This is a genomic window from Phytohabitans flavus (genome assembly GCF_011764545.1).
Lineage (GTDB): Bacteria > Actinomycetota > Actinomycetes > Mycobacteriales > Micromonosporaceae > Phytohabitans > Phytohabitans flavus.
Genome location: NZ_AP022870.1, coordinates 5,330,653 through 5,353,148, shown reverse-complemented (window position 1 = coordinate 5,353,148; position 22,496 = coordinate 5,330,653). Strand labels below are relative to the sequence as shown.

At 70.8% G+C, this 22,496-nt stretch carries 20 protein-coding genes and 1 pseudogene; 8 read left to right on the top strand and 13 right to left on the bottom strand.

The annotated features are described in order from the left end of the window. Window positions 1-71 precede the first annotated feature (71 nt). Window positions 72-704: a LysE family transporter gene (locus tag Pflav_RS23295; RefSeq protein ID WP_173038181.1), complete on the top strand. Its 633-nt coding sequence runs from the start codon at window positions 72-74 to the stop codon at window positions 702-704. Here the strand turns inward: Pflav_RS23295 and Pflav_RS23290 are convergent. After that, on the bottom strand, window positions 690-3,464 hold the full coding sequence (locus Pflav_RS23290; RefSeq protein ID WP_232071806.1) for a penicillin acylase family protein: 2,775 nt from the start codon (window positions 3,462-3,464) through the stop codon (window positions 690-692). The genes Pflav_RS23295 and Pflav_RS23290 overlap by 15 nt on opposite strands. 61 nt (window positions 3,465-3,525) lie before the next feature. Further along, a complete protein-coding gene (locus Pflav_RS23285) occupies window positions 3,526-4,200 on the bottom strand; it encodes a DNA alkylation repair protein (protein WP_173038179.1) in 675 nt (224 codons plus the stop codon). A gap of 27 nt (window positions 4,201-4,227) precedes the next feature. Here Pflav_RS23285 and Pflav_RS23280 point away from each other — a divergent pair, with 27 nt between their 5' ends. Next, window positions 4,228-4,875 carry an acVLRF1 family peptidyl-tRNA hydrolase gene (locus tag Pflav_RS23280; protein WP_173038177.1) on the top strand — a complete coding sequence of 216 codons (648 nt, stop codon included), beginning with the start codon at window positions 4,228-4,230 and terminating at the stop codon, window positions 4,873-4,875. A gap of 2 nt (window positions 4,876-4,877) precedes the next feature. Here the strand turns inward: Pflav_RS23280 and ypfJ are convergent. Next, a pseudogene (gene ypfJ / locus Pflav_RS23275) lies at window positions 4,878-5,785 on the bottom strand (KPN_02809 family neutral zinc metallopeptidase). Window positions 5,786-5,966: 181 nt separating this feature from the next. Here ypfJ and Pflav_RS23270 point away from each other — a divergent pair. Continuing rightward, window positions 5,967-7,565, top strand: a complete 1,599-nt coding sequence (locus Pflav_RS23270; protein ID WP_173038175.1) for an ABC-F family ATP-binding cassette domain-containing protein — start codon at window positions 5,967-5,969, stop codon at window positions 7,563-7,565. Between the two features lie 742 nt (window positions 7,566-8,307). On the opposite strand, the gene Pflav_RS23265 is transcribed toward Pflav_RS23270, so the two are convergent. Beyond that, window positions 8,308-9,492: a hypothetical protein gene (locus tag Pflav_RS23265; protein ID WP_173038173.1), complete on the bottom strand. Its 1,185-nt coding sequence runs from the start codon at window positions 9,490-9,492 to the stop codon at window positions 8,308-8,310. A gap of 139 nt (window positions 9,493-9,631) precedes the next feature. Between Pflav_RS23265 and Pflav_RS23260 the strand changes: the two genes are divergently transcribed. The 3 genes from Pflav_RS23260 (at window position 9,632) to Pflav_RS23250 (ending at window position 12,707) form a co-directional block, all read left to right on the top strand. After that, complete coding sequence (locus tag Pflav_RS23260) at window positions 9,632-9,859, top strand: helix-turn-helix domain-containing protein (RefSeq protein ID WP_085066491.1); 228 nt, start codon at window positions 9,632-9,634, stop codon at window positions 9,857-9,859. A 46-nt stretch (window positions 9,860-9,905) separates the two neighbouring features. Continuing rightward, window positions 9,906-10,670, top strand: a complete 765-nt coding sequence (locus tag Pflav_RS23255) for an enoyl-CoA hydratase/isomerase family protein (RefSeq protein WP_173038171.1) — start codon at window positions 9,906-9,908, stop codon at window positions 10,668-10,670. Between the two features lie 99 nt (window positions 10,671-10,769). Further along, window positions 10,770-12,707: an ABC transporter ATP-binding protein gene (locus Pflav_RS23250; RefSeq protein WP_173042592.1), complete on the top strand. Its 1,938-nt coding sequence runs from the start codon at window positions 10,770-10,772 to the stop codon at window positions 12,705-12,707. Here Pflav_RS23250 and mug read toward each other — a convergent pair. From mug to Pflav_RS23220, 6 genes are all read right to left on the bottom strand, one after another. Continuing rightward, entirely contained in the window at window positions 12,689-13,246 is a 558-nt protein-coding gene (gene mug / locus Pflav_RS23245; RefSeq protein ID WP_197938712.1) for a G/U mismatch-specific DNA glycosylase, read from the bottom strand. The genes Pflav_RS23250 and mug overlap by 19 nt on opposite strands. Continuing rightward, window positions 13,243-14,004, bottom strand: a complete 762-nt coding sequence (locus tag Pflav_RS23240) for an SDR family oxidoreductase (protein WP_173038169.1) — start codon at window positions 14,002-14,004, stop codon at window positions 13,243-13,245. Before Pflav_RS23240 ends, mug begins: the two co-directional genes overlap by 4 nt. A gap of 96 nt (window positions 14,005-14,100) precedes the next feature. Then, window positions 14,101-14,463, bottom strand: coding sequence for a hypothetical protein (locus Pflav_RS23235; protein ID WP_173038168.1), 363 nt, complete (start codon window positions 14,461-14,463; stop codon window positions 14,101-14,103). Next, window positions 14,460-15,296, bottom strand: a complete 837-nt coding sequence (locus tag Pflav_RS23230; RefSeq protein WP_173038167.1) for an MbnB/TglH/ChrH family RiPP precursor modification enzyme — start codon at window positions 15,294-15,296, stop codon at window positions 14,460-14,462. Before Pflav_RS23230 ends, Pflav_RS23235 begins: the two co-directional genes overlap by 4 nt. Then, complete coding sequence (locus Pflav_RS23225) at window positions 15,293-16,168, bottom strand: TIGR04222 domain-containing membrane protein (protein WP_173038166.1); 876 nt, start codon at window positions 16,166-16,168, stop codon at window positions 15,293-15,295. Before Pflav_RS23225 ends, Pflav_RS23230 begins: the two co-directional genes overlap by 4 nt. A gap of 23 nt (window positions 16,169-16,191) precedes the next feature. Then, entirely contained in the window at window positions 16,192-16,764 is a 573-nt protein-coding gene (locus tag Pflav_RS23220) for a TetR/AcrR family transcriptional regulator (protein WP_173038165.1), read from the bottom strand. Between the two features lie 59 nt (window positions 16,765-16,823). On the opposite strand from Pflav_RS23220, the gene Pflav_RS23215 reads away from it, so the two are divergent. Both Pflav_RS23215 and Pflav_RS23210 read left to right on the top strand, forming a co-directional pair. Next, on the top strand, window positions 16,824-17,192 hold the full coding sequence (locus tag Pflav_RS23215; RefSeq protein WP_173038164.1) for a nitrilase-related carbon-nitrogen hydrolase: 369 nt from the start codon (window positions 16,824-16,826) through the stop codon (window positions 17,190-17,192). Between the two features lie 67 nt (window positions 17,193-17,259). Further along, window positions 17,260-17,925, top strand: a complete 666-nt coding sequence (locus Pflav_RS23210) for an HAD family hydrolase (RefSeq protein WP_173038163.1) — start codon at window positions 17,260-17,262, stop codon at window positions 17,923-17,925. Window positions 17,926-17,959: 34 nt separating this feature from the next. On the opposite strand, the gene Pflav_RS23205 is transcribed toward Pflav_RS23210, so the two are convergent. From Pflav_RS23205 to Pflav_RS23195, 3 genes are read right to left on the bottom strand one after another with little or no spacing between them, the layout of a single operon-like run. Continuing rightward, complete coding sequence (locus tag Pflav_RS23205) at window positions 17,960-18,211, bottom strand: DUF2630 family protein (RefSeq protein ID WP_197938711.1); 252 nt, start codon at window positions 18,209-18,211, stop codon at window positions 17,960-17,962. Window positions 18,212-18,266: 55 nt separating this feature from the next. Then, window positions 18,267-21,791, bottom strand: a complete 3,525-nt coding sequence (locus Pflav_RS23200; RefSeq protein ID WP_173038160.1) for an AAA family ATPase — start codon at window positions 21,789-21,791, stop codon at window positions 18,267-18,269. A gap of 2 nt (window positions 21,792-21,793) precedes the next feature. Further along, window positions 21,794-22,453 carry a hypothetical protein gene (locus Pflav_RS23195; protein ID WP_173038158.1) on the bottom strand — a complete coding sequence of 220 codons (660 nt, stop codon included), beginning with the start codon at window positions 22,451-22,453 and terminating at the stop codon, window positions 21,794-21,796. Window positions 22,454-22,496: the final 43 nt, after the last annotated feature.

The window sequence follows — 22,496 nt, the reverse complement described above, 5'->3', positions numbered from 1 at the left end:
GTCGCTGCCGCCCTCGCCGGCACGCGACAGCAGCGCGGCGGGCTGCCGGCCGCGATCGCTCACCCACCGTCATGACGGGCGCGTTCGTCGACGGCGTGATCGCGGGGTACGGCGTGGCCATACCGGTCGGCGCCATCGCGATTCTGATCATGGGACTGGCGGCCCGCACGTCGTTCCGCGTCGGTGCGGCCGCGGCCCTGGGCGTGGCCACCGCCGACGGGCTCTACGCCATCGCCGCCGTGGTCGGGGGTGCGGCCCTGGCCGGCGTGATCGAGCCAGCCGCGACGCCCCTACGCTGGACGGCCGTGGCGGTGCTGCTCGGGCTGGCCGCGCGTACCGCGTACACGGCGGTCCGGCACCACCGCGACCCGGCCCGCGCGGCGCGCTCCGATGCCGGGCTCGCCTCACCGCCACGGGCGTACGCGGGGCTGCTGGGGCTCACGCTCCTCAACCCGATGACGATCGTCTACTTCGGAGCGCTCGTGCTCGGCCGGCAGGCGTCGGACAGCCTGAGCGCCGGGGGAGAGGCGCTCTTCGTGGCGGGCGCGTTCCTGGCGTCGGCGAGCTGGCAACTCGTCATCGCGGGCGGCGGCACGCTCGTAGGGCGGCTGCTCACCGGGCCGCGTGGCCGGCTGGCAACCGCCCTCGTGTCGAGCGCGCTGATCGTCGCCCTGGCGGCGAACACCGCCTCAGGGTCTATCTGATGGGAACGACACCACCTGCTGGTACGTGGGCCGGTTCTGCCACGCGATGATGGGCGAGGTGATGCCGCCGAGCGGGGAGTGCACGATCGCGTCGGCGCACCACTGGTCCCCAGCGGCACAGTGCTCGTCACCCGGGTACACAGTGGACGCCGGCTGGGCGGCCGCCGCGCGCAGCGTGTCGAGCGGCACCGTGCGGCAGGCGGCCAGGTCGCCGTTGCCGCAGTACGCCCGGCCGAGCCCACCCTGTACCGGCTCGCCGAGCACCCGCCGGATGTCCTTGTCCACGTAGCCCCACCAGCCGTACTGGAAGGCGGAGCCCTTGTGCGGCTGGGCCTCGTTCGCCGACGAGGGAAGGCTGGACACGTCACCCGCCTGGTGGCCGGACGGCGACTCGTTGATCTGCATGGCGTTGACCAGCGCCTGGTACAGGTCGGCGCCGAGGCCGGGCTTGAACTGCCCGTTCACCAGCAGCGGCCACCACGCGTCGAAGACCCGGATCGCGGCCGCGTGCTGGTACGCCTTCGACCCGGCCGAGGTCTCCTTGCGGTTGGCGCCCGCCTGCTGCCACGCCTTGAGCTGGCTCACGGCGGTGGCGAGCCCGGCGTCGGTGACCGGCTGGCTCTCGACGACCCGAAGCAGGTCGTCGAGCACCTCTTTGCCGCGCAGGTCCACGGTCGCCGCGTTCTCGACGAGGCGTACCACGCCGGCCCGGTCGAGCTTCTGCCCCGAGGCGAGTGCGGCCTTCACCGGCACGTCCAGCAACTCGCCGCGGTGCACCGAGCCGAAGCTGAAGTTGCCGTCCGCTGCCCCGAAGTCGCGGGCCTGCTTGTTGTTCCAGGAGATGTAGTAGTCCTGGTCGACGGATTGCGGGTGGGCCGAGGCCGGGGCGAAGCCGGTCCACTCGTACTGCGCGGCCATCGGCAGGTTTGGGTTGGAGCCCGCCGCGCGGACGGGGTTGCGCCCCGAGTTGAAGTACGCCGACTGGGTCGAGTTGACGTAGAACCAGTTGAACGCGTACTCCACGTTGGACGCTGCGGTGGTGAAGTCACCGGCGCTGCCCATCACCGCCGGGTCGTTGAACATCTGGAAGCCGATCGCCGAGTGCGCCTCTCGGCCGTACGTGGAGCGGCGCTGGGTGAACGCGTACGGCTGGCCGCCCACGGTGCCCCGCCAGGCGACCAGGCCGAGCGCGGTGCGCCAGGCGACGATGCGGTACGAGCCGGCGGGCGTGCTGTCGGCGACGGTGGGGTGCCAGGAGTTGACGTGCGACAGCTCCTCCATCGCCGTGCACTGCCCACCGTGGAGGTACCGGTTGGTGGCGAGCGTCGGCGCCGAGCCGTCGGTGGTGCACAGCGGCAGCGCGTACGTGTCGGTGATGTCCTGGACGGACGACGTGGCGCTCCACGCGTAGTCCTGGCCGCGCCCGAGCAGCACGTAGAGGCTGACCCCGGCGAACGCGACGCCGCGGGCGCTGATCCCGGGCCCTTGCAGCTCCTGCATCAGCAGCAGCTGCGGGGAGAAGTAGCCGGTCTGCGGCCCGAACACCGCCACCGGGTGGCCCGACGTGGTGTGCCGGCCGGATACGACGACGGCGTTGGACATGCCCCGGTGGGCCGAGCCGATGGCCAGCTCGGCGAGGGCGACGGCGCCGTCGGTCGCGGATCCGGTCTGGTCCCTGACCACCGGCTCAGGGCGGACCGAGCCGGCGTCCGGCATCACCACGCTGGGCGCGTCGTCCGGTGCCGAGCCGTACGGGAAGCTCTGCCCATCGTGGAGGGTCAGCACGGTCTCCGGGTCGTTCTGCGAGCGAAACGCCCGCCACACCGCGTCGCCCTCGGTCGGGCCGTACTTGGCGCGTGCGGCGATGCGGACCAGTGCGGACTGCATCTCGCTGCCGCCGCCACCACCGAAGAGCCCTCCGACGACGCCGGCGATCGCGATGAGGTCGGTCATCGTGAACGGCTCCGGCCCGCCCGCGTTGGTGATCGCGTCGAGGTGGCCGGTGAGCACGTACTCGCCGGGGCAGTAGCGCCCGGCCATGCACGCCGCGATGTACCCGTTGATGCCCGCGATGTACGCCTCGACGTCCGCGTACAGCTGGTCACCCCGCGGCCCCTGCTGGCGCAGCGCGGCGACCTGCGCCTGGAGGTCCGCCTCGGTGTACGGCGAGCTGCGCCAGACGCTCTGCTCCAGCGCGCGGTTGCCGGGCGCGCCGCCGGCGAACGGGGTGAGCGTGCCCCGGCCGACGTGCCGCAGCAGATCCATGGTGAAGAGGCGGTCCTCGGCGCCGGCGTACCCCGCCCCGAACATCGTGCCGGAGCGCGTGGTGCCGGTGATGTGCGGCGTGCCGGTGGCCCGGTCCCGCACGACGGTCACGTCGGAGCGCGGCTGGTACGTGCGTTCGGCCTGCCCGGCGGGTACGCCGAACGAGGCGTCGTTGAAGTAGCTGTTGATCTGGTCGTCGGTGAGCCCGGCGTAGTTGTAGACCAGGTTCGCGTACTCGTCGAGCTGGTCCGCCGAGTGCGCCGGGCGGGTGCCGAGCGCCTGGTGGGCGAGGATCTCGACGAGCGTGGCGTTGCCGTTCTGGCCGGGCGGGAGGATGTCGGAGCACTGCTCCAGGCAGTAGTCGGTGGGGGCCGCCTGCGCCGCGGCGGCCTGAGCGCTGGTGGGCGGCGTGGGGACGATGAGGGTGGTCGTCGCGGTGAGCAGCGCCGCGGCGAGGGCCGGGAGAGTGGCGGGTCTGCGCATGGCGATCCTCATGACTGTTAATATGTGAGGAACATTCGTGTACCGGATGGTAACTTCTCCGGCCCCGCCGTGCCTAGAGGTTCTTCAATGCCTCGCGGGTCGACAGGGGAGCCAGCCGGTGCCCCGCCACGTACGCGCGGACCGCCACCGAGTCCGTCTTGCCGTACTCCCGCAGCGCCCACCCGATCGCCTTGCGCACGAAGAAGTCGGGGTGCCCGGCCTGCCGCGTGCAGTACCGGAAGAGCCGCGCCGCGTCCGTCCGCTCCTTGTACCGCAGCTGGTGCAGGATCGCCGTGCGGACCAGCCACAGGTCCTCGCCGGCCACCCACTCGTCCATCGTGGACACCAGGGCCGGGTGGGCGGAGACGAGCGGCCCCACCAGGTGCGCCGCCAGCGCGTCCACAGTGTCCCACCACGGCTTGGTCACGACGAGGAAGCGCGCCGTCTCCAGGAAGCCGGCCGAGCAGACCCGCGCGTACCGGCGCAGCAGGTCGCAGGCGAAGTACTGGTACTCCCGCTCGGGCAGCGCCCAGCACCCCTCGGCCACGTCCCGCAGGTCGTCCTCGGTGGGCCGGGGCAGCCCGTCCAGCACCTCCCGCGCGAGCCTCCGCTGTACCGGCGACTGGATGCCGAGGAATGGAAACTTGTCCCGCATGTACGCCGCCATCGCGGGACTCCGCTCCGGGTCGCGCGCACCGCCGTACACCCGGGCCAGGCGGCCCAGGACCTCGGTGGCGAGCGGTGTCATAGGCTGATCATGCCGTACCGTCGGCCCATGGGCAGTCGACCGGCCGTGGGTGGCGGGCGCTGGGTCGAGGTCGATCCCGAGCGCCTGGCGCGGTGGGTCGAGGGCTTCGCGGACCGGCACGGCCAGCCGGACGCCACCATCACCGGGTACGGCATCTCGCTGCACGCCCCCGACGGCGCCTCGGCCGAGCTCCACGCACCGCCCGGCGTGACCGGCTACGCCGACCTGCCCGCGTTTCTGGCCGCTGCGCTGGAGCCGCGCCGGCTGGGGCTGCTGCTTGCCCGCAAGGGCGCGGTGGCGCTCGGCATCGCGCTCGGCGACCGGCTGGAGGCGTCCAAGGTGGACACCTCGTACGTGCAGAGCCGCACCGCCGCGGGCGGCTGGTCCCAGCAGCGCTTCGCCCGCCGCCGGGAAAACCAGGCCAAGGCAGCGGCCGGCGACGCGTCCGATTTGGCGGTACGGGTACTGCTGCCGGAGGCGGCGTCGCTGGCCACCCTGGTCTGCGGCGGCGACCGCCGTACCGTCGACACGATCCTGGCCGACCGGAGGCTCGCCCCGCTCGCCGCGATCCGCGCCGAACGCCACCTCCAGGTCCCCGACCCGCGCCACGCCGTGCTGGTGGACGCCGCCCGTGCCGCCCGTGCGGTCGCCATCCACCTCCCACCCGAGGCTTAGCGTCAGAGCGCGTTGCCGAACGTGTCGCAGGACTTCGGGTCCCCGGTCTCGTGCCCCCGGCCGAACCACTCCTGCCGCTGCGCCGACGTACCGTGCGTGAACTGCGACTCGTCGATCCGGCCGCCGGACTTCTTCTGGAGCGTGTCGTCGCCGATCGCGGCCGCGGTGTCCAGACCCTCCTGGATGTCCTGCTGGCTGATGCTCTTGAAGATCTTCTGGCCGCTCGCGTCGGTCGTACCCGTCGCGTTCCTCGCCCACGCCCCGCGTAGCAGTCCGCCTGGAGCTCCAGCAGCACCGAGAGCTGGTTGGCGCTGCCGGGGTCGCGCTGCTGCTGGCGGCGCATCTGGGCCTCGGTGCCGACCAGGTCCTGCACGTGGTGTCCGTACTCGTGGGCCAGCACGTACGGCTGCGCGAACTCGCCCGGCGCGCCGAGCTGGTCGGCGAGCTGCTCGTAGAAGGTCAGGTCGATGTACACGTGGTCGTCCGCCGGGCAGTAGAACGGCCCCACGCCCGAGTTGGCCGCGCCGCACCCGGTGCTTACCGCCTGGCTGAAGATCACCGTGTCGGCCTGCTCGTACGGCTTCCCGAACCGCTGGGGGAGTGCCGCCTGCCAGTACGCCTGGATCGAGTTGACGTAGAGCGTGTTGCGGCAGTCGAGCTGGTCGAGCGCGTTCTCGGCCGCGCACTTCTGTTCGAGTGCGGTGTTGTCGCCCTGCTCCTCGCCCCCGCCGGTGATCTGGTTGAGGCCCACCCCGCCGCCGGCCAATGCCACCAGAAGTGCCACGACGAGGCCGATCCACCCACCCTTGCCGCTGGGCAGCGGGAGGCCGCCGAGGCCGCCTCCGCCGCCCGATCCGCGCCGGTCCTCGACCTGGCTCGTATCGATACGGGCACCTTCGTTCAGCTCCACGGCGGCACCGTACCCAGTGATCTTGATCCTTACTCGGTTGGGACCCAACGCGGCGCCGGGTAGAATCGTCGGCGTGCTGCTCTGCGAAGGCTGAGCTTCTCCGCGCCGACCGGGTCGATGACCGGCCGGCGCTTTAGCGCGTCCATGAGTCAGCCTTCGACCACGAGAGTGAGTTTCCACCATGATCACCGCCAGCGGCCTGGAACTCCGCGCCGGCTCCCGGATCCTGCTGTCCGAGGCCACGCTCCGCGTGCAGCCGGGCGACCGGATCGGCCTCGTCGGCCGTAACGGCGCCGGCAAGACCACCACCCTCAAGGTGCTGGCCGGCGAGGGCATGCCGTACACGGGGAACGTCGACCGGCGCAGCGCCGTCGGCTACCTGCCGCAGGACCCGCGCACCGGCGACCTCGGGGTCACCGCCCGGGACCGCGTGCTCTCCGCCCGCGGGCTGGACACCCTCCTCGCCGAGATGAAGGCGATGGAGGGCAAGCTCGCCGACGACGAGCGCGCGCTGCGCAAGTACGGCGCGCTCGAGGACCAGTTCGCCTCCCTGGGTGGGTATGCGGCCGAGGCCGAGGCCGCCCGCATCTGTGCCAACCTCGGGCTGCCCGACCGCGTGCTCGCCCAGACGATCGGCACCCTCTCCGGCGGCCAGCGGCGGCGCATCGAGCTGGCCCGCATCCTCTTCCGCGACGCGGGTGAGGACGGCGCCGGCATCCTGCTGCTCGACGAGCCGACCAACCACCTCGACGCCGACTCGATCGCGTGGCTGCGTGGGTACATGGCCGCGCACAAGGGCGGGCTCGTGGTGATCAGCCACGACGTGTCCCTGCTCGACGCGGTGGTCAACAAGGTCTGGTACCTGGACGCCAACCGCTCGGTCGTCGACATCTACAACGTGGGCTGGAAGAAGTACCTGGAGCAGCGCGAGACCGACGAGCGGCGGCGCAAGCGAGAGCGGGCCAACGCCGAGAAGAAGGCCGGCGCGCTCATGGCCCAGGCGGACAAGATGCGGGCCAAGGCCACCAAGACGGTCGCCGCGCAGAATATGGCCCGCCGCGCCGAGAAGCTCCTCACCGGCCTGGAGGAGGAGCGGGTCTCGGACAAGGTCGCCAAGGTGCGCTTCCCGACCCCGGCACCCTGCGGGCGTACGCCGCTGACCGCGAAGGGGCTCTCCAAGTCGTACGGCTCGCTGGAGATCTTCACGGACGTCGACGTGGCCGTCGACCGCGGCTCCCGGGTGGCGATCCTCGGCCTCAACGGCGCCGGCAAGACCACGCTGCTGCGCATGCTCGGCGGGCTGCTCCAGCCGGACACCGGCGAGGTGGTCGCGGGGCACGGGCTGCGGATCGGGTACTACGCGCAGGAGCACGAGACCCTCGACGTGGAGCGCAGCGTCCTGGACCACATGCGCAGCGCCGCGCTGGAGCAGTCCGACACCGACCTCCGCAAGATCCTCGGCGCGTTCCTCTTCTCCGGCGACGACGTGGACAAGCCGGCCGGCGTGCTCTCCGGCGGCGAGAAGACCCGGCTGGCGCTGGCCACGCTGGTCTGCTCGGGTGCCAACGTGCTGCTGCTCGACGAGCCGACCAACAACCTCGACCCGGTCAGCCGCGAGCAGGTACTCGACGCGATCGCCCGCTACCCCGGCGCGATCGTGCTGGTCACCCACGACCCGGGCGCGGTACAAGCGCTCAAGCCCGACCGCGCGATCCTGCTGCCCGACGGCGACGAGGACGCCTGGAGCGACGACCTGCTGGAATTGGTCGAGCTCGCGTAGATCCGGCGCAAAAAGAGAGATTTGAGCTACCGCGACGTCCGCGGTGGTCCGGACCGCTGCTCCCGCGGCCTCACCCTCCGCGCCCGGTTGCGGTTACCCCTTCTTGCTGCCATAGCAGCCATAGGTCTCCCCAAAAGGGCATTCGGGGCGGCGAGTCGCAGCGTAGGCCACCTCGACGCGGCGAGCGCGACCGAAATGCCCGCCTTTCGCGGCGGCGAAAGCAGATCGTGGTACGGAACTGCCGTGATAGAGCCTGTTGCAAAATTGCCCGACTACAGCGTGTGCGTAGAAAAACACGGCTGTGTCCGCCGCTGGCCGCCGAACGGCGGCCAGTGAGGGTCAACGCGACCCTCACTTCATGCGAATCTGGCGATTTTGCGACAGCCTCGATAGGGGCAGCTGCGTACCATGATCTGTTGGACGGCTTGCTCTGGCCGTGCGGTCAACGGACAAATCGTCAGAGATGCGCTTTGGCGGCTGGTGGACCGCTGCTCATTGCCGCCTCACCCTCCCTCGCCGGTCGCCGGTCGCCGGTCGCCGGCCCACGCAGAGCGTCCCGGCCCGCCGAGGTCTGGGCGCATTGGTGCGCCCAGCTTGAGAGGTCCGCGTAGGGCGCGCGGGTCCGCCCGCGGAGGTTGGCGCCGTGTGGTTGTGTAAACGCGGAGGGTGAGGCTGCGGGAGCGGCGGTCTGGACCACCGCGGACGTCGCGGTAGCTCTGATATTTCTCTTTGGATTGGTCGTCTAGCTGGCGGGCACGAGTATGGCGCGGATCACGATGGAGGTCGCGGCGCCCGCGCCGACCAGCAGGAGTGGGCCGGGTACGGGCGGGCCGGCCTGGCGTGCCGGGGCGGTGGCGGCGACCGTCAGCCATGGGAAGAATGTCAGCCAGGCGTGTTCCACCCCGCCCCGGGCCAGCCCTGCGAGCACGGTGGACAGTATGGCCGCACCTGACCCGATCAGGTAGGGCCACCCGGGTGTGTTGCGCATCTTTCGCAGGCTGGCGACCAGCGCGGGCCCGGCGGCCAGGAGCAGGACCAGCAGGCTGATCACGCCCCACCAGATCACCGGCCGCTCGCGTTGCGCGGCGAGTAGGCCGTCGACCCAGCGGAAGCCGAGCAGTTGCGCCACGCCGACCGGTACTAGGGCGCCGAGGCCGGTGAAGAAGTTCAGCGCGGCCCGCCGCCGCGCAAAATAAAGACAAACCAGAGAAAAGCCCATCCATGGTACGGCGAACGAGAACATCGCCGCCACGCCCAGCAGCAGCCCGGCCGTGACCGCCCCGAGCCCCGCCTTCGGTCCGGTGCGCCGGTGGTCGCTGGCCCAGGCACCCGCGGTCACCATGGCCGCGACCAGGACCGCGACAAGGGCGTCGAGGCTGGCGGCCATCCAGATGGCGTACGGGGCGAGTGCCACAACGGGTAGGTAGCGCCGGGCCTCCAGGTCGCCGCACCCGTTGCGTACCGCCGCCAGGACCAGGGGCACCACGAGGGCGCCGACGGCGGTCAGCAGCAGCCCCACGGCGAGCGGGTCGGTGACCCCGGCGCGGTGGATCCACCGCAGGACCAGGGCCGGGCCGGGTGGCTCACCGGGGTGGTTCGCCGGTCCGTACAAGCCGCGCTCACCGTTGACAACGGCCAATGCAAAGGTCCACATTAGCCCCGCTAGATAGCCGGTGAGCAGCACAATTGGCCACGGAGCGCGGTCCCACCACCCGCGCGCGGCCACTGTGAGTACCGTCGCCGCCACCGCGGGCGCGACCAAGGACGCCGGTCCGACGTTAGACCGGTAGGTCCCTAGGAAAGGCGCGGCATCGGTACCGAGTGGGGAGGCGAACCGTACGGCCAGCCAGGTGAACGCGAGTCCGGTGGCGGCTAGAGCCAGCCACACGAACAGGTCCCAGCGCGTCACCCGCGCTTCGCTTGTCACGGCCCACCACGGTATCGGGTAGGCGACAAGGTGTGCGTGTCGCTTGGCGAAGGGTTGATATCTAGCGCATGATCGTTCGAGGCGGTCTAATAGACAGGACCGCAAAGAAACCGCACAGTCTGGGACGTGAGGAATCAACATGGCAGCCACCGGCACAGCCACCAGCACTGAGAAGGGTCGCCGGATCGTCGGGGCCGAGCGGCAGACGCTCGCTAAAGACCTGGTCAAGCGGTATACGTCCGGCGAGAGCATTCGTGCTCTGGCGGCCTCGACCGGCCGTTCGTACGGGTTCGTACACCGGGTGCTGACGGAGTCGGGCGTGCAACTCCGCCAGCGCGGCGGCGCGCGTCGCCGCAAGAAGGCGTGACTCCCTTTCGCCTGTTCGGCACCCTGCCGCTGTCGGAATCCCCCCGATGACCGCCGACAGTGGTGTTCGGCTGGAATGCGCCGGGCCGGTCGCGACCGTGACGTTGTGCCGGCCCGACGTGCTCAACGCGCAAACGCCAGCGATGTGGACGGCGTTGTGCCAGTTCTCCCGCGACCTGCCCGGTGATGTGCGGGTCGTAATCGTGAGGGCCGAGGGACGGGCCTTCTCCGCGGGGTTGGACCTTTCGCTAGTGACGAGTGATGGGACGAATTCTTTCACGGAGATGGCCCGCCTCACTCCAGCGGAAAGCATGGATCGCATTCACGCTTTTCAAATGGGATTCACGTGGTTCAGGCGCCCTGACATCCTTAGCATCGCGGCCGTCCAGGGTCATGCGATCGGCGCCGGATTCCAGCTCGCGTTGGCGTGTGATCTGCGCGTACTCGCTGACGACGCACAACTGTCCATGGCCGAGGTGACGCTCGGCCTCGTACCCGATCTCGGCGGTACCAAACGGCTGCTGGAACTCGTCGGGTACGGACGCGCACTTGAAATCTGCGTCACCGGGCGCCGCATGAGCGCCGCGGAGGCCGAGCGGATCGGCATCGCCAATTGCGTAGTGCCCCGCGCCGATCTCGACGTGGCGGCGCGCGACCTCGCCGCCGCCCTCCTGACCGCCCCGCGGGACGCGGTAGTGGAGGTCAAGGCGCTGCTGGCGGCCGCCGCCGACCGCACGTACGAGGAGCAGGACCTTGCCGAGCGGGAGGCGCAGGTGCGCCGCTTCCGCGATCTCGCCGGAGTTGGCGAGTAAGGGGCCGTCCGGGAACACTCCGCTTACGTGACGGGTTCTGTCATACCGGGGACGGAGACTTGTCCCAGGCTGAGGCGGAGGTGACGCGTGTCGTATGGCATGGGCGGTTGGGAGACCTTGCGGGCGCTGCGTGCCCGTGACAAGGTGGCCGGCCACCGGCTCGCCAGCGGCACGGCGAGGCGCATCACGTCGTTCGCCCGGCCCTACCGCCGGGACATCGTCGTATTCCTGATCACCGTCGTGATCTCCGCGGGCATCGGCGTGGCCACCCCGGTCCTCGCCGGCGACGTGGTCAACACGATCACCCGTGGCGGTGGCGACGCCGGCAGCACGGTGGTGCGGCTGGCCCTCTTCATCGCCGGCCTCGCGGTGTTCGACGCGCTGCTCTCGCTCGCCCAGCGGTGGTACTCGGCACGCATCGGCGAGGGCATCATCCTCGACCTGCGTACGAAGGTGTACGACCACGTGCAGCGGATGCCGCTCCAGTTCTTCACCCGTACGCAGACCGGCGCCCTGGTCAGCCGCCTCAACAACGACGTGATGGGCGCCCAGCGGGCGTTCACGTCCACACTCTCCGGCGTCGTGAGCAACGTGATCCAGCTCGTGCTCACGGCCGCCGTCATGTTCACGCTGTCGTGGCAGATCACCGCGATCTCGCTGGTCATGCTGCCGGTGTTCATCATCCCAGCGCGCCGGGTGGGCAAGCGGCTCGCCGAGATCACCAAGGAGAGCTACGACCTCGACGCGAAGATGAACGCCACGATGACCGAGCGCTTCGGCGTGGCGGGCGCGCTGCTGGTCAAGCTCTTCGGGCAGCCGGACACCGAGGCAAAGCGGTTCGGCGAGCGGGCCGAGCGGGTGCGCGACATCGGCATCCAGTCCGCGATGTACTCGCGCACGTTCTTCGTCGCGATGCTGCTCGTCGCCTCGCTCGCCCAGGCCCTCACGTATGGGCTGGGCGGCTGGCTCGCCGTCAGCGGCGCGGTCAGCGCCGGTACCGTCGTGACGCTCGCGCTGCTGCTCACCCGGCTGTACGGGCCGCTGACCGCACTGTCCAACGTGCGGGTCGACGTGATGAGCGCGCTCGTCTCGTTCGAGCGGGTCTTCGAGGTCCTCGATCTGGAGCCGTCGATCGCGGAAAAGCCGGACGCGGTCACCATCCCGGCCGGCGCGGGTCAGGTGGAGTTCCGCGACGTGCGGTTCCGCTACCCGTCCGCCGCCGAGGTCTCGCTCGCCTCGCTGGAGGACGTGGTGACCCTCGACCGCACGACCTCCGAGCCGGTGCTGCGCGGCCTGTCGTTCGCCGTCGAGCCGGGGCAGATGGTCGCGCTTGTCGGCCCCTCCGGCGCCGGCAAGAGCACGACGTCGATGCTGGTCTCCCGCGTGTATGACGTGACCGACGGCCAGGTGCTCGTCGGCGGCGTCGACGTCCGCGACGCCACGCTCGCGTCGCTGCGCGACACCATCGGCGTGGTCACCCAGGACTCGCACCTCTTCCACGAGACCATCTCGGAAAACCTGCGGTACGCCAAGCCGGACGCCACCGACGACGAGCTGTGGACCGCGCTGCGCGGCGCCCAGGTCGAGGATTTGGTCCGTTCGCTGCCGGACGGCCTAGAGACGATGGTCGGCGAGCGTGGCTACCGCTTCTCCGGCGGTGAGAAGCAGCGCATCGCGATCGCCCGCCTCCTGCTCAAGGCGCCGTCGATCGTCATCCTCGACGAGGCCACCGCCCACCTGGACTCCGAGTCCGAGGCGGCCGTGCAGCGGGCCCTGTCGGTCGCCCTGTCCGGCCGCACCGCGCTGGTGATCGCCCACCGCCTCTCCACGGTCCGCGACGCCGACCAGATCCTGGTGCTGGACGAGGGCAAGATCGTGGAGCGCGGCCGCCACGACGAGCTTGTAGCGGTCGGCGGGCTGTATGCGGAGCTGTACCGCACGCAGTTCGCGGTGGCCGACTCGCCGATGCCGTACGTCGAGACCGACCACGCCGAGCCGGTCACCGTCCCACCCCGCGACTACGCCACCGACTCCTGAGGCATAGCGGCATGGCGCAGCAGGGCGAACTCCGCGGCCAGCGCGTTCGGCGTGTAGTGGGCGTTGAGGCCGCTCGGGTTGGGCAGCACCCAGATCCGGGTCGGGCCGATCGTCTCGGGCTGCACGCCGAACGTCGCCTTCGGACGCCGGTACGCGGTCCGGTACGCGGTCACGCCCACCACGGCCAGCCACACCGGCTGGTATTGCCGCACCTTGGCGGTCAGCAGCTCGGCGCCGGCGATCAGCTCCGGTGTGCTCAGCTCCTCGGCGCGGGCGGTGGCGCGGTCGGCGACATTGGTGATGCCCAGTCCGTACCCGAGCAGCTCCTCCTGCTCGTCCGGGCGCAGCTGCCGGGGTGTGAAGCCGGAGCGGTGCAGCGCGGGCCAGAAGCGGTTGCCCGGGCGGGCGAAGTGGCGGCCGGTGGCGGCGGAGTACAGGCCGGGGTTGATGCCGCTGAACAGCACAGCCAGCCCAGGCGCGATCACGTCCGGGAGCGTCCGGTCGATCGCGGCGGCAAGCTGCTCCTTCGTAGGCTTCACAGCGAGCGTACGGCCCCGCCGTCGACCGGGATCGATATGCCCGTCACGTAGCTCGCGGCCGGTGAGAGCAGGAATGCGGCCACCCGCCCGAACTCGGCGGCCTCGCCCAGCCGGCCCATCGGGATCGCCGCCTCGGCCTCCAGCCGGGCGCGCTCCGGGTCGCCGGTCGCCTCGAAGAGCTCCCGGTTGCGGTCGGTGAGGATGCGGCCGGGCAGGAGGCTGAAGACGCGGATGCCGCGCGGCGCGTACTCGTCCGACATGTCCTTGGCCACGCCGGCCAGGCCGGGGCGCAGGCCGTTGGAGAGGCCGAGACCGGCGATCGGGCTGCGTACCGACGTGGAGAGGACCAGCCCGATCGCGCCGTCCCGCCCGATCGCCTCGGCCGCTATGCGGGCCAATCGCACCGTGCCCAGGAACACCGTCTCGAACGACTTCCGCCACTGCGCGTCCTCCAGTGCGGCGGCGCTGCCCCGCGGCGGCCCGCCCACCGAGATCAGCGCCCCGTCGATCCGCCCGAACCGCTCCCGCGCCGCCGTCACCAACCGTTCGGCGGCCAGGGGGTCACCGAGGTCGGCCGCCACGCCCATCGCCTGGTCCGGCACGCCCAGCCGCTCGACCGCCGCTGTCACGGCCTCAACAGACCGCGCCGAGATCACAACGCAAGCCCCATCGGCAACCAAACACTCAGCGGTGGCGTAGCCAAGCCCCCGCGAAGCCCCGCTAAGCACATAGACACGCCCGTTAAGCCCCAGATCCACGAGGTCGATCCTGCCATCTGTTTTGTGCGGGGGTTGATCAGGGAGTTGGTGGGGCGACGCGCCGGCCGACACGCCCACGAACTCCCTGATCAACTTTCAGGGGCGGGGGCGGAGGCGGCGGAGGAGGCGGGTCCAAGGGGTGGACTGGTGGGCGGCTAGCTCTTCTGCGGCGAGGTCGGTTAGGGGGAGCGAGCGGGCTAGGGCTAGGCCGTCTTGGAAGGAGCCTCGGGTTGGGCGGGCTTCGGCCCACTCGGCGAAGACCGTTGGCCACCGCTCGCCGAACGAGGCGGCGAGCATCGGCCAGTGCCGGGCCACCTCGCTGGAACGCTTGCGCAGCAACGCCCGCCGGGCCGTGTCGATCAGGCGCGGGTCGAAGCCGTCCGGGATCGGTGCGCCGGCGACGAGCGCGGCGACAAGGGCGGCCTGGCGCTCGGCGAGTGAGTCCTCGGGGCGGGTCACGTCACCACCGGGTAGCCGGAGGCGGTCGCGATCGCGTCGAGCTCCGTGCGGAGGGTGTCGGCGGGCGGGTAGTGGCCGTCGCGTTCGAGCAGCAGGGCCGGGGGGCGGTGCCGGGCGCAGAGCTCGGTGACGAGGTCGAGCACCTCTTGCGGTACCGCGTGCGTGTGGGTGTCGTGGTAGATGCCGTCGTGCTCGGCGCCGCCGGCCACGTGTACGTACGCGACGCGGTCGAGCGGCAGCCGGTCGAGCAGGTCGGTGGGCTCGGCGCCCCGGTTGCGGGCGTTGGCGTACACGTTGGCGATGTCGAGCAGCAGCAGCGCGCCGGTGCGGTCGAGGATCTCGCTGAGGAACGCCGCCTCGTCCAGCTCGTCGTCGGGCCAGTCGAAGATGGCGGCGATCGGTTCGAGGGCGATCGGCACCGGCAGCTCGGCCTGGGTACGGGCCACGTTGGCGACCACGGCGTCGACCGCCTCGCGGCTGCGGGGGAGGGGGAGCAGGTGACCGGCTTCGAGGCCGCCCGCGCGGACGAACGCGATGTGCTCGCTCACCAGCGGCGCGTCAAGCTGCCGCGCGGCGGCGGCCAGATGAGCGACGCGGGCGGGGTCGACGGGCTCGGCACCGCCCAGCGAGAGCCGTACGCCGTGCGGGATGACCGCGGTGCCAGCCTCGCGCAGGGTGGCGAGCGGAGCCGGCACGGGCCCGGAGGCCGGCACCGACTCGGCGATCACCTCGGTGAAGCGGAGGCCGGGCAGCGCGGCCACGAACCCGGCGATCTCCGGCCGCCACCCGATCCCGACGCCGTACGAGCCGGCCTCGCCGGTAGAGCCGGTCATCCGCCGCAACCTCCTCCGCCGCCGCAACCGCCGCCACCGCTGCAACTGCCGCCGCCGCTGCCCCCGCCCGAAGCGAGGTAGCGCTGAACCTCGGCTTCCTTGGCGAAGGCGGCATCCGCCTGCCAAAGGGTCGTCGAACCGTACAGGCCGACGCTCAGAGCGAGCCCAGCCGCCCCGTAAGTGGCCCAGGCCGGTGTCATCGAGGGAGAGAGGTACGCGTGCTGGCGGCGCATTTCGCCGAGCGTCCGCCCGCCCGCGCGGGTAACGGGACGGATCGAGCCGATGAAGAACAACGCGAGGAAGGCCATGACAATGACCAGGGCGGCCAGGATACCCACCGGCTTGCCGTTCGCGGCGCCCGCGATCATCCGCACCCCACCGAGGCCAGCCAGCGCCAGCATCAGGAAAGGCACCGCCCGCGCGGCCTTCCGCGTGTGCCGGTCCCTGGCGAGGCCGCGCCGCTCCAGGTCGTCGCGGAGCTCGGCGAGCGCCGTACGCACCCACTGGTCGTTTACCACGTCGCGGGCGCGGACGTGCTGGCTGGCGGCGTGGTACACGGCCTGGTCCAGCGGGGTGACGTTGGGCGGCATCGGGCCGGACGCGACGAGCGTACGGCCGGGGAGGGCGGCGATCGCGTTGGTAGCCCGGAGGCCGGCGAGGGAGGAGTAGACGGCGAGCTTGTCGCCGCCGTTGAGGTATGCGGCCTGCTGGGGGCCGAGCCGGTCGACGGGGGTGTGGCGGCCGGAGAAGAGCACGATCCGGTGGATCAATGCGGCGATCAACAGTACGGCGGCGGCGCCGGCGAAGCTTGCCGCGAAGGTCGACCCGGGAATCCCCCAGGTGTCACCCGCCGCGGCGAGAACCGTCTCCATGCGCCCCAGTGTGGAGCAGGCTGTCACGCCTTCCGTACGGCCTCTTCGACAACGTCGAGTACCCTTCCGAGGTCGCCCGGTGGCCGTCCGGTGGCGAGGTGGAGGACCAGCCCGTCGTACGCCAGCTCGAGAAACTGGGTCAGCAGGTCGAGCGGTACGTCCTCGCGGAGCACGCCCGCGTCGCGCTGGCGCCGGAGGCGCTCGTGGGTGGCGTCGGTGATGGCCTGCGAGCGCTGCGCCCACCGCTTCGCGAACGCCGGGTCGGTGCGCAGCCGCCGCGACACCTCCAGCTGGCTACCCAGCCACCCGGCCGTCTCGGTCGAGTCGGCGCGGGCGAGCAGGTCGCGCATCACCTGCACGAGGCCGTTGCGCGCGACGGTTTCCACCATCGCGGCGGCGTCGTCCTCGGCCACCGCGAGGAAGAGCGACTCCTTGTCCCGGAAGTGGTGGAAGATCGCGCCGCGCGAGAGGCCGGTCTCTTCCTCCAAGCGGCGGACCGTGGCACCCTCGTACCCGTGCCGAGCGAAACAGGCGCGGGCGGCGGCGAGGATCTCCTGCCGCCGCGCGTCGAGCTGGTCCTGGCTCACTCTGGGCACGTGACCGATCGTGGCACGGTGACCGGCGGAGCTGCAATCCGTACGTACGGCTTGGTGACATGCGCCCCCTGACCGTGGCCGCGGTCCAGGCCGAGGCGACCCCCGGCGACGTGGCGGGCAACGCGGCACGCGCCGCCCGCTGGGCACGGATCGCCGCCGACCAGGGGGCCACTGTCGTCGTACAACCTGAGCTTTTCCTGCCGGCTTATGACCCGCCGGCGCTGCGGGCGAGCCCGGCCACGACGGACGTGGCGGCCGATGACGGCGGGTGGGTGGCCGACGCGCGCCTCGACCCCCTCCGCGCGGCCGCCGCCGAACGCGTGGCGACCCTCGATGTGGCCGAGGTCGAGCGGGTCCGCGGGGCGCACCAGATGCTCGCCGAACACCGTGCGGATCTCGGGACCGATCGTTGCTTGCTGAGCGGTTAGTCAGTTACATGGCTTGTTTACGAAACGGGGCTGTTCCAGGGTGTGTCCAATCACATAGGGTGCGCGAGTGCCCCTCCTGCTCCTCGATCTCGACAACACCCTGCTCGATCGGGCTGGGACGTTTCGCGCGTGGGCAGAGGACTTTCTGGCGGAGGTCGGCGCCCCGCCGGAAGACCTCCAGTGGCTGCTCTCCATCGACGCCGACGGTTTGACCAACCGCTGGGACGTCGCCGACGCGATCCGCGACCGGTACCGGTTGCGCATCTCCTCCATCGACCTCGTCGACGAGCTCACCGAGGGCTTGATGGAGCGGCTCACGCTCGACCCGCTGGTCGCCTGCGCGCTGCGGATAGCCGATGATTCGGGCTGGGTGCCGGTCGTGGTGACAAACGGGACGACCCGGCAGCAGGACATCAAGATCCGGCGCACCGGCCTCGACCGCTACGTGGCCGACTGGGTCATCTCGGAGGACGCCGGCGTCAGCAAGCCCAACCCACGCATCTTCGCGATGGCGGCGCAACGCGTCCGCATGCGCCTCCAGGGCGCCTGGGTGGTCGGCGACAGCCCGGAAGCCGACATCGGCGGCGCGGCCGCGATGGGCCTGCCGAGCGTGTGGCTGCACCGTGGCCGCAGCTGGATGGAAGAGCGCTTCCGCCCGACCCGCACAGCCGAGGGCATCATCCCCGCGGTGGCCACGGTATTGGCCGCGGCCGGCGTCGCCCGGTACGCGTAGCGCGTGCGGGCCGGCGCCCTCGCCGCGGCCCCGCCTACTGGAGATAACCCTCCACTTCGGACTTGGGACGGGCCTGCGTGCCCTCCGGGTCCTGGCCCGCCTCGCGTGCGGCCCGGCGCTGGCGCAGCAGGTCCCAGCACTGGTCCAGCGACTCCTCGACCTCGCGCAGCCGGGTGCGCTCGTCGTCGGACGAGATCTGGCCCTGCTGCACCTGCGAGCGGAGCTTGTGCTCCTCTTCGACCAGCTTGTGTATCTCGGACAGGATCGTCGTGTCTTCCATGACCATGAGCCTACGAGAGTCCACCGCCCGGCGGCGCCGCCCTTCGCCGCCGCGCCGGGGCTCAGCTTCGCTCGGGCTCGGCGGTGGCGTCTGTGTCCGGTTCGCCGGACTTGGGGGACTCGGACGCGCCGTTCGGGTGCGGCTCGGCGGCCGTGACCTCGGGCTCGTCCGCGCCGTTCGCGCTGGCGGGCGTGGCGAGGATCGCGGTCGGCGGGCGCCACGCCGAGTCGGGCCCAACCGTGACCGCGGGTACGGCCGGGAGCGTGATCGACACCTTGGCGTGCCCGCGGTGCGCGACCACGGCCGCCCGGTGGTACTCCTCGATCTCGCGGAGCAGCTCCTCACGCTGGTACACGGTGCCGTCGACCAGCGGGCCCTGCCGCCGCTCCAGCACCGCCACCACGTCCTCGCCGGTGAGCGTCTTGTTCGTCTCCAGCGCGTGGGCGAGCGTCAGGATCTCGCGCCGGTTGGCCTTGAGGAGGTCGGCGACGCGGTCCAGGTACGCGCCGAGGTTGTCCTCGATCCGGTCGGCCAGCGCGCGGCGGGCGACGTCCTCGGGGTCCTCGCGATGCCCCTGACCCCGACCGCCGGGAGTACCGGTGCCGATCTGGGCCGAGGTGGCATACGACGAGACCGTCGAGCCCATCCCCCAGAAGCCCTCCATCTGCGTGGCGACCGCGGTGGCCTGCTCCAGGTCACTGGAGACGCCGGACGAGCTGTCGCCCTCGAAGAACAGCCGCTCACCGGCGAGCGAGGCGAGGGAGACGTAGATGTCCGCCTCGTACTCCGTGCGCCACCTGGTGAACTGGTCCTCCGGCTTGATGCTCGCGACCATGCCGAGGTACTCCGCGCCCTTCTCGATCGTCGCGACGTCGATCTCCATGTGGTACCGCGTGCGGTAGGCGGCGACCGCGTGGCACGCCTCGTGCACCGCGACCGCGTGCCGCTCCCGCTCGATGTACTCGACGTCCTCCGGCGGTCCGAGCTGCTTGAGGCGCTTGGCCTGCATCACGTCGCGCCACTCGATGACCTCGCGGTTGTCCCGGATCGCGATGATCAGCGCCTCGTTCACCAGGTCCTTGATCGTGGCGCCGGTGGCGTACGGGGTGATGACCGCGAGCTTGTCGATCTCGTCCTCGGTCAGCTCGTGCCGCACCTTGTCGAGGTAGCCCTGATAGGTGCGCACCCGCCCGGCCTTGCTCGGGTAGCCGACCTTGTAGATCCGGTCGATGCGGCCCGGTCGCAACAGCGCCTCGTCGAGCGCCTCCGGCAGGTTGCTCGCCATCACCGTGAGGATGCGGTACTTCGGTGGCGGCTTGGGGCGCATGCCGAGCAGTCGCCGTACGTACCGGTTGACGATGCCGCGCGGCTTCTTCAGGCCGGACAGCTCGCTGAGCAGCGCCTGGAGCGTGCCCATGTCCCCGCCGCCGCCCATCCCCATGTTGCCCATCACGACAAGGTTGCGGCCGGCGCGCGGATCGTCCGGAGCGGGCCTCGCCGCGGCCATCGCGTTGCGGGTGAGCAGCCACTTGGAGTCGTCGGAGAGGTACGAGAAGCCGTGGCACGCGTCCTCGAACGGCGCCGGCCGCGTACCGCGCGGGAAGCCCGGCCCGCCCTGGGCGAGCGCCCCGCGACGGCCCAGCGAGTCGGCCTCGTCGAAGAAGACGATCACGCCGCCGTACCGGAGGGCGAGCTTGCGCAGCTTGCGGAAGAGCGACTTGACCTTGAGGATGCCGACACCCATGAACATGTTCGTGAAGGCGCCCGGGTCGACGAAGACGTACGGCCGCCCCGTCTCACCCGCCATCGCCTCAGCCATGAGCGTGTTGTGTGTGACGACGAAGTGCTCCGTCACGTAAAGGTGGTCCTCGGCCGCCACGCGCAGGCAACGCGCTTCTTCGCGACCGTCGGGCCGGATGTCGACGATCCGGCGCTGCGGCAGGTACGTGCTGCGGGGGCGGTAGCGGTCGAGCTTGCGGGGAAGGCTCACCGGCGTTATGTCGGGCGGAAGCGCCATCCGCACGACCGTGATCGGGCGGCCCCGCCGGACCTCCTCGCCATAGCGGTAGCGAGTTTCACGTGACGTCAAAGTGCAGGTGCCACCGACCGACTGGACCAGGTGGCGGACCGCTTGGGCCAGTGCCGGTGACGTCGTGTGGTATTCGACGACGCCGCGCTTGTCGATGGCGCCGTCGGTGTCCATCAGCCCACGGAGCAGCTCCAGCCGATCCTCGACGCAGGTCCACAAGTAGTCGTCGGGTACGAACTTCTCGTGCGAGTAGCGGCCGAACAGGCCGAGCTCCTTGAGGATCGTGCGGGTCGTCCCGCCGACGATGCTGTAGTCGTAGCGTCCCTTGCGCACCAACCTGTCCCCGTCGGGGAGCATCACCTCGACCTGCTCGACGACGAGCGGGTCCGCCGTGGATATGCCGATGTGGTGGCGGAAAGTGCCGTCGCCCAGGAGCGCGCCGAGCAGGTACGGCGCCAGGGGCAGCTCGCGCTCCTCGAACTCCACGGGCCGGACCATCGGGATCCGGTAGCGGGCGTGCCCGTCGGCCTCGGTGAGCCGCCCGATCAGGTCGGACACCGGGAGTACGTGTTTGCCGCCGTAGCGTGTGTGCACTTCCCAGAGGTGGTCCTCGGTCACCCGCACCGACGTCCCGTCGCTGAAGGACACCCGGTAGAGGTCGCGGACACCGAGCAGATGGACCTGCTCGATTCGCGTGGGCCGGCCGTCGGAGCCGATCACGTGGTCGCCCGGTAGCAGGGAGCCCATCTGTCGCGGGCCGGTGGGCGTCATGATCTGTGCCGAGACCGGCTCGCCCTTTCCAGTGCCGGGTGGGCCCCACAGCAGGATGCCGCCCGGCACATAGCCGCCCTTGGCCTCGATCGCGTCCGGCTTTTCCAGGAAGAGCAGGTTTTCCCGGATCCGGTCGAGCACGTGGTCCTGGCCCCAGACGTCGGTGAACCGGGTCTTGATGTCGTCCGGGTAGTACGTCTCGATGCCGCCCCGGGACAGGAACCAGAAGAGTGCCACGAACTGGAGGATCAGCACGAACATGAGCAGGACGATCTGCATGATCAACGGCAGAAACTGCCAGATGATCGCCGGGGCCTGGAAGAGCGCCAGGAATGGCGAGGTGTCCAGCGCGGCGCCCGCGACCAGCGCGAACACGACGATCCAGAACGCCCACTTGAACGCCCTCGCGATGCGGAAGCGGGTCCAGTCGCTGAGCCGCCGGTGGGTGAGCCGCTCGATGCCGCCGAAGAAGCGGTACGTCCAGAAGTGGTGGTAGCCGGACCACCGTTCGCTGATCAGGAAGTGGATCTGCCGCAGCACCTCGAGCCCGATGAGCACGAAGATCCAGAGCGAGTCACGCGCCTGGATGCGCGCCGCGTCGGGGAACGGCAGCAGCGGGTTGTCGGCCATCGCGGCCCAGACGAGTACCAGCCACAGCAGCGCGAGCAGGATGACGAACTTGACCCGGTCCCAGAGGGGCAGCTTCGGGCGGGTCGGGCGGAAGTCGTCGCGCGGCCCTTCGTCCGGTGGGCGGAGGCCCTCCACGGGAGCGGTGTCCTGGGTCATGGTCAGCTCCTCACCGTGAAGGATGTGGCGATGCCATCGAGTTCGTCGGCGCGCTCGGTGTAGCACTTGGCAGCGCAGCGGATGAGGAGCATGTAGAGGAGGCTCGCGTCGTCGTTGACGAGCGCGGTCAGGTCGAACGTGGTCGATCGCTCAAGAAATTGGTAGTTGTAGACGACCCGGACGCCGTGCAGCCCCTTCTCTGGCACGATCACGTCGTCGCGGAGCAGTTCGAACCCGGGGAAGAGGGCGTTGGCCTGGGCCGCTGCCTCACGCCGGTCCTCGGTCACCGGCAGGAGGAGGTCGCGCAGCACGTCGAGCGAGATCGAGGAGCTGACCTCGGGCAGGAGCCGCTCGACCTTGGCCCACACGGCCGGCTCGGCGAAGGGCATCGGGGCGGCGACGTGGGAGACGGACGGTTCGTCGGCGGCGTCGTACGCGACGGTCCACATCAGCCGCTCGCGGAGCTGGGCGGTGGCCGAGTCGGGGTCGACGCCGACCGCGAACTCGTCGAGCGCCTCCTGGTCGACCTTTCCCCACGAGCTCGGCACCTTGAAGTAGGTCTGCTGCTCGGAGTTCTTGACGTACTCGTACTCGGGGGCGCCGCAGGCGCCGGCCACCAGAGCGATAGGGACGACGAGGAAAATTAACCGTTTCGCCAGCATTGCGCCCCCGTCGGTAGGGCCAGTGTGCTGGTCAGTATGGATC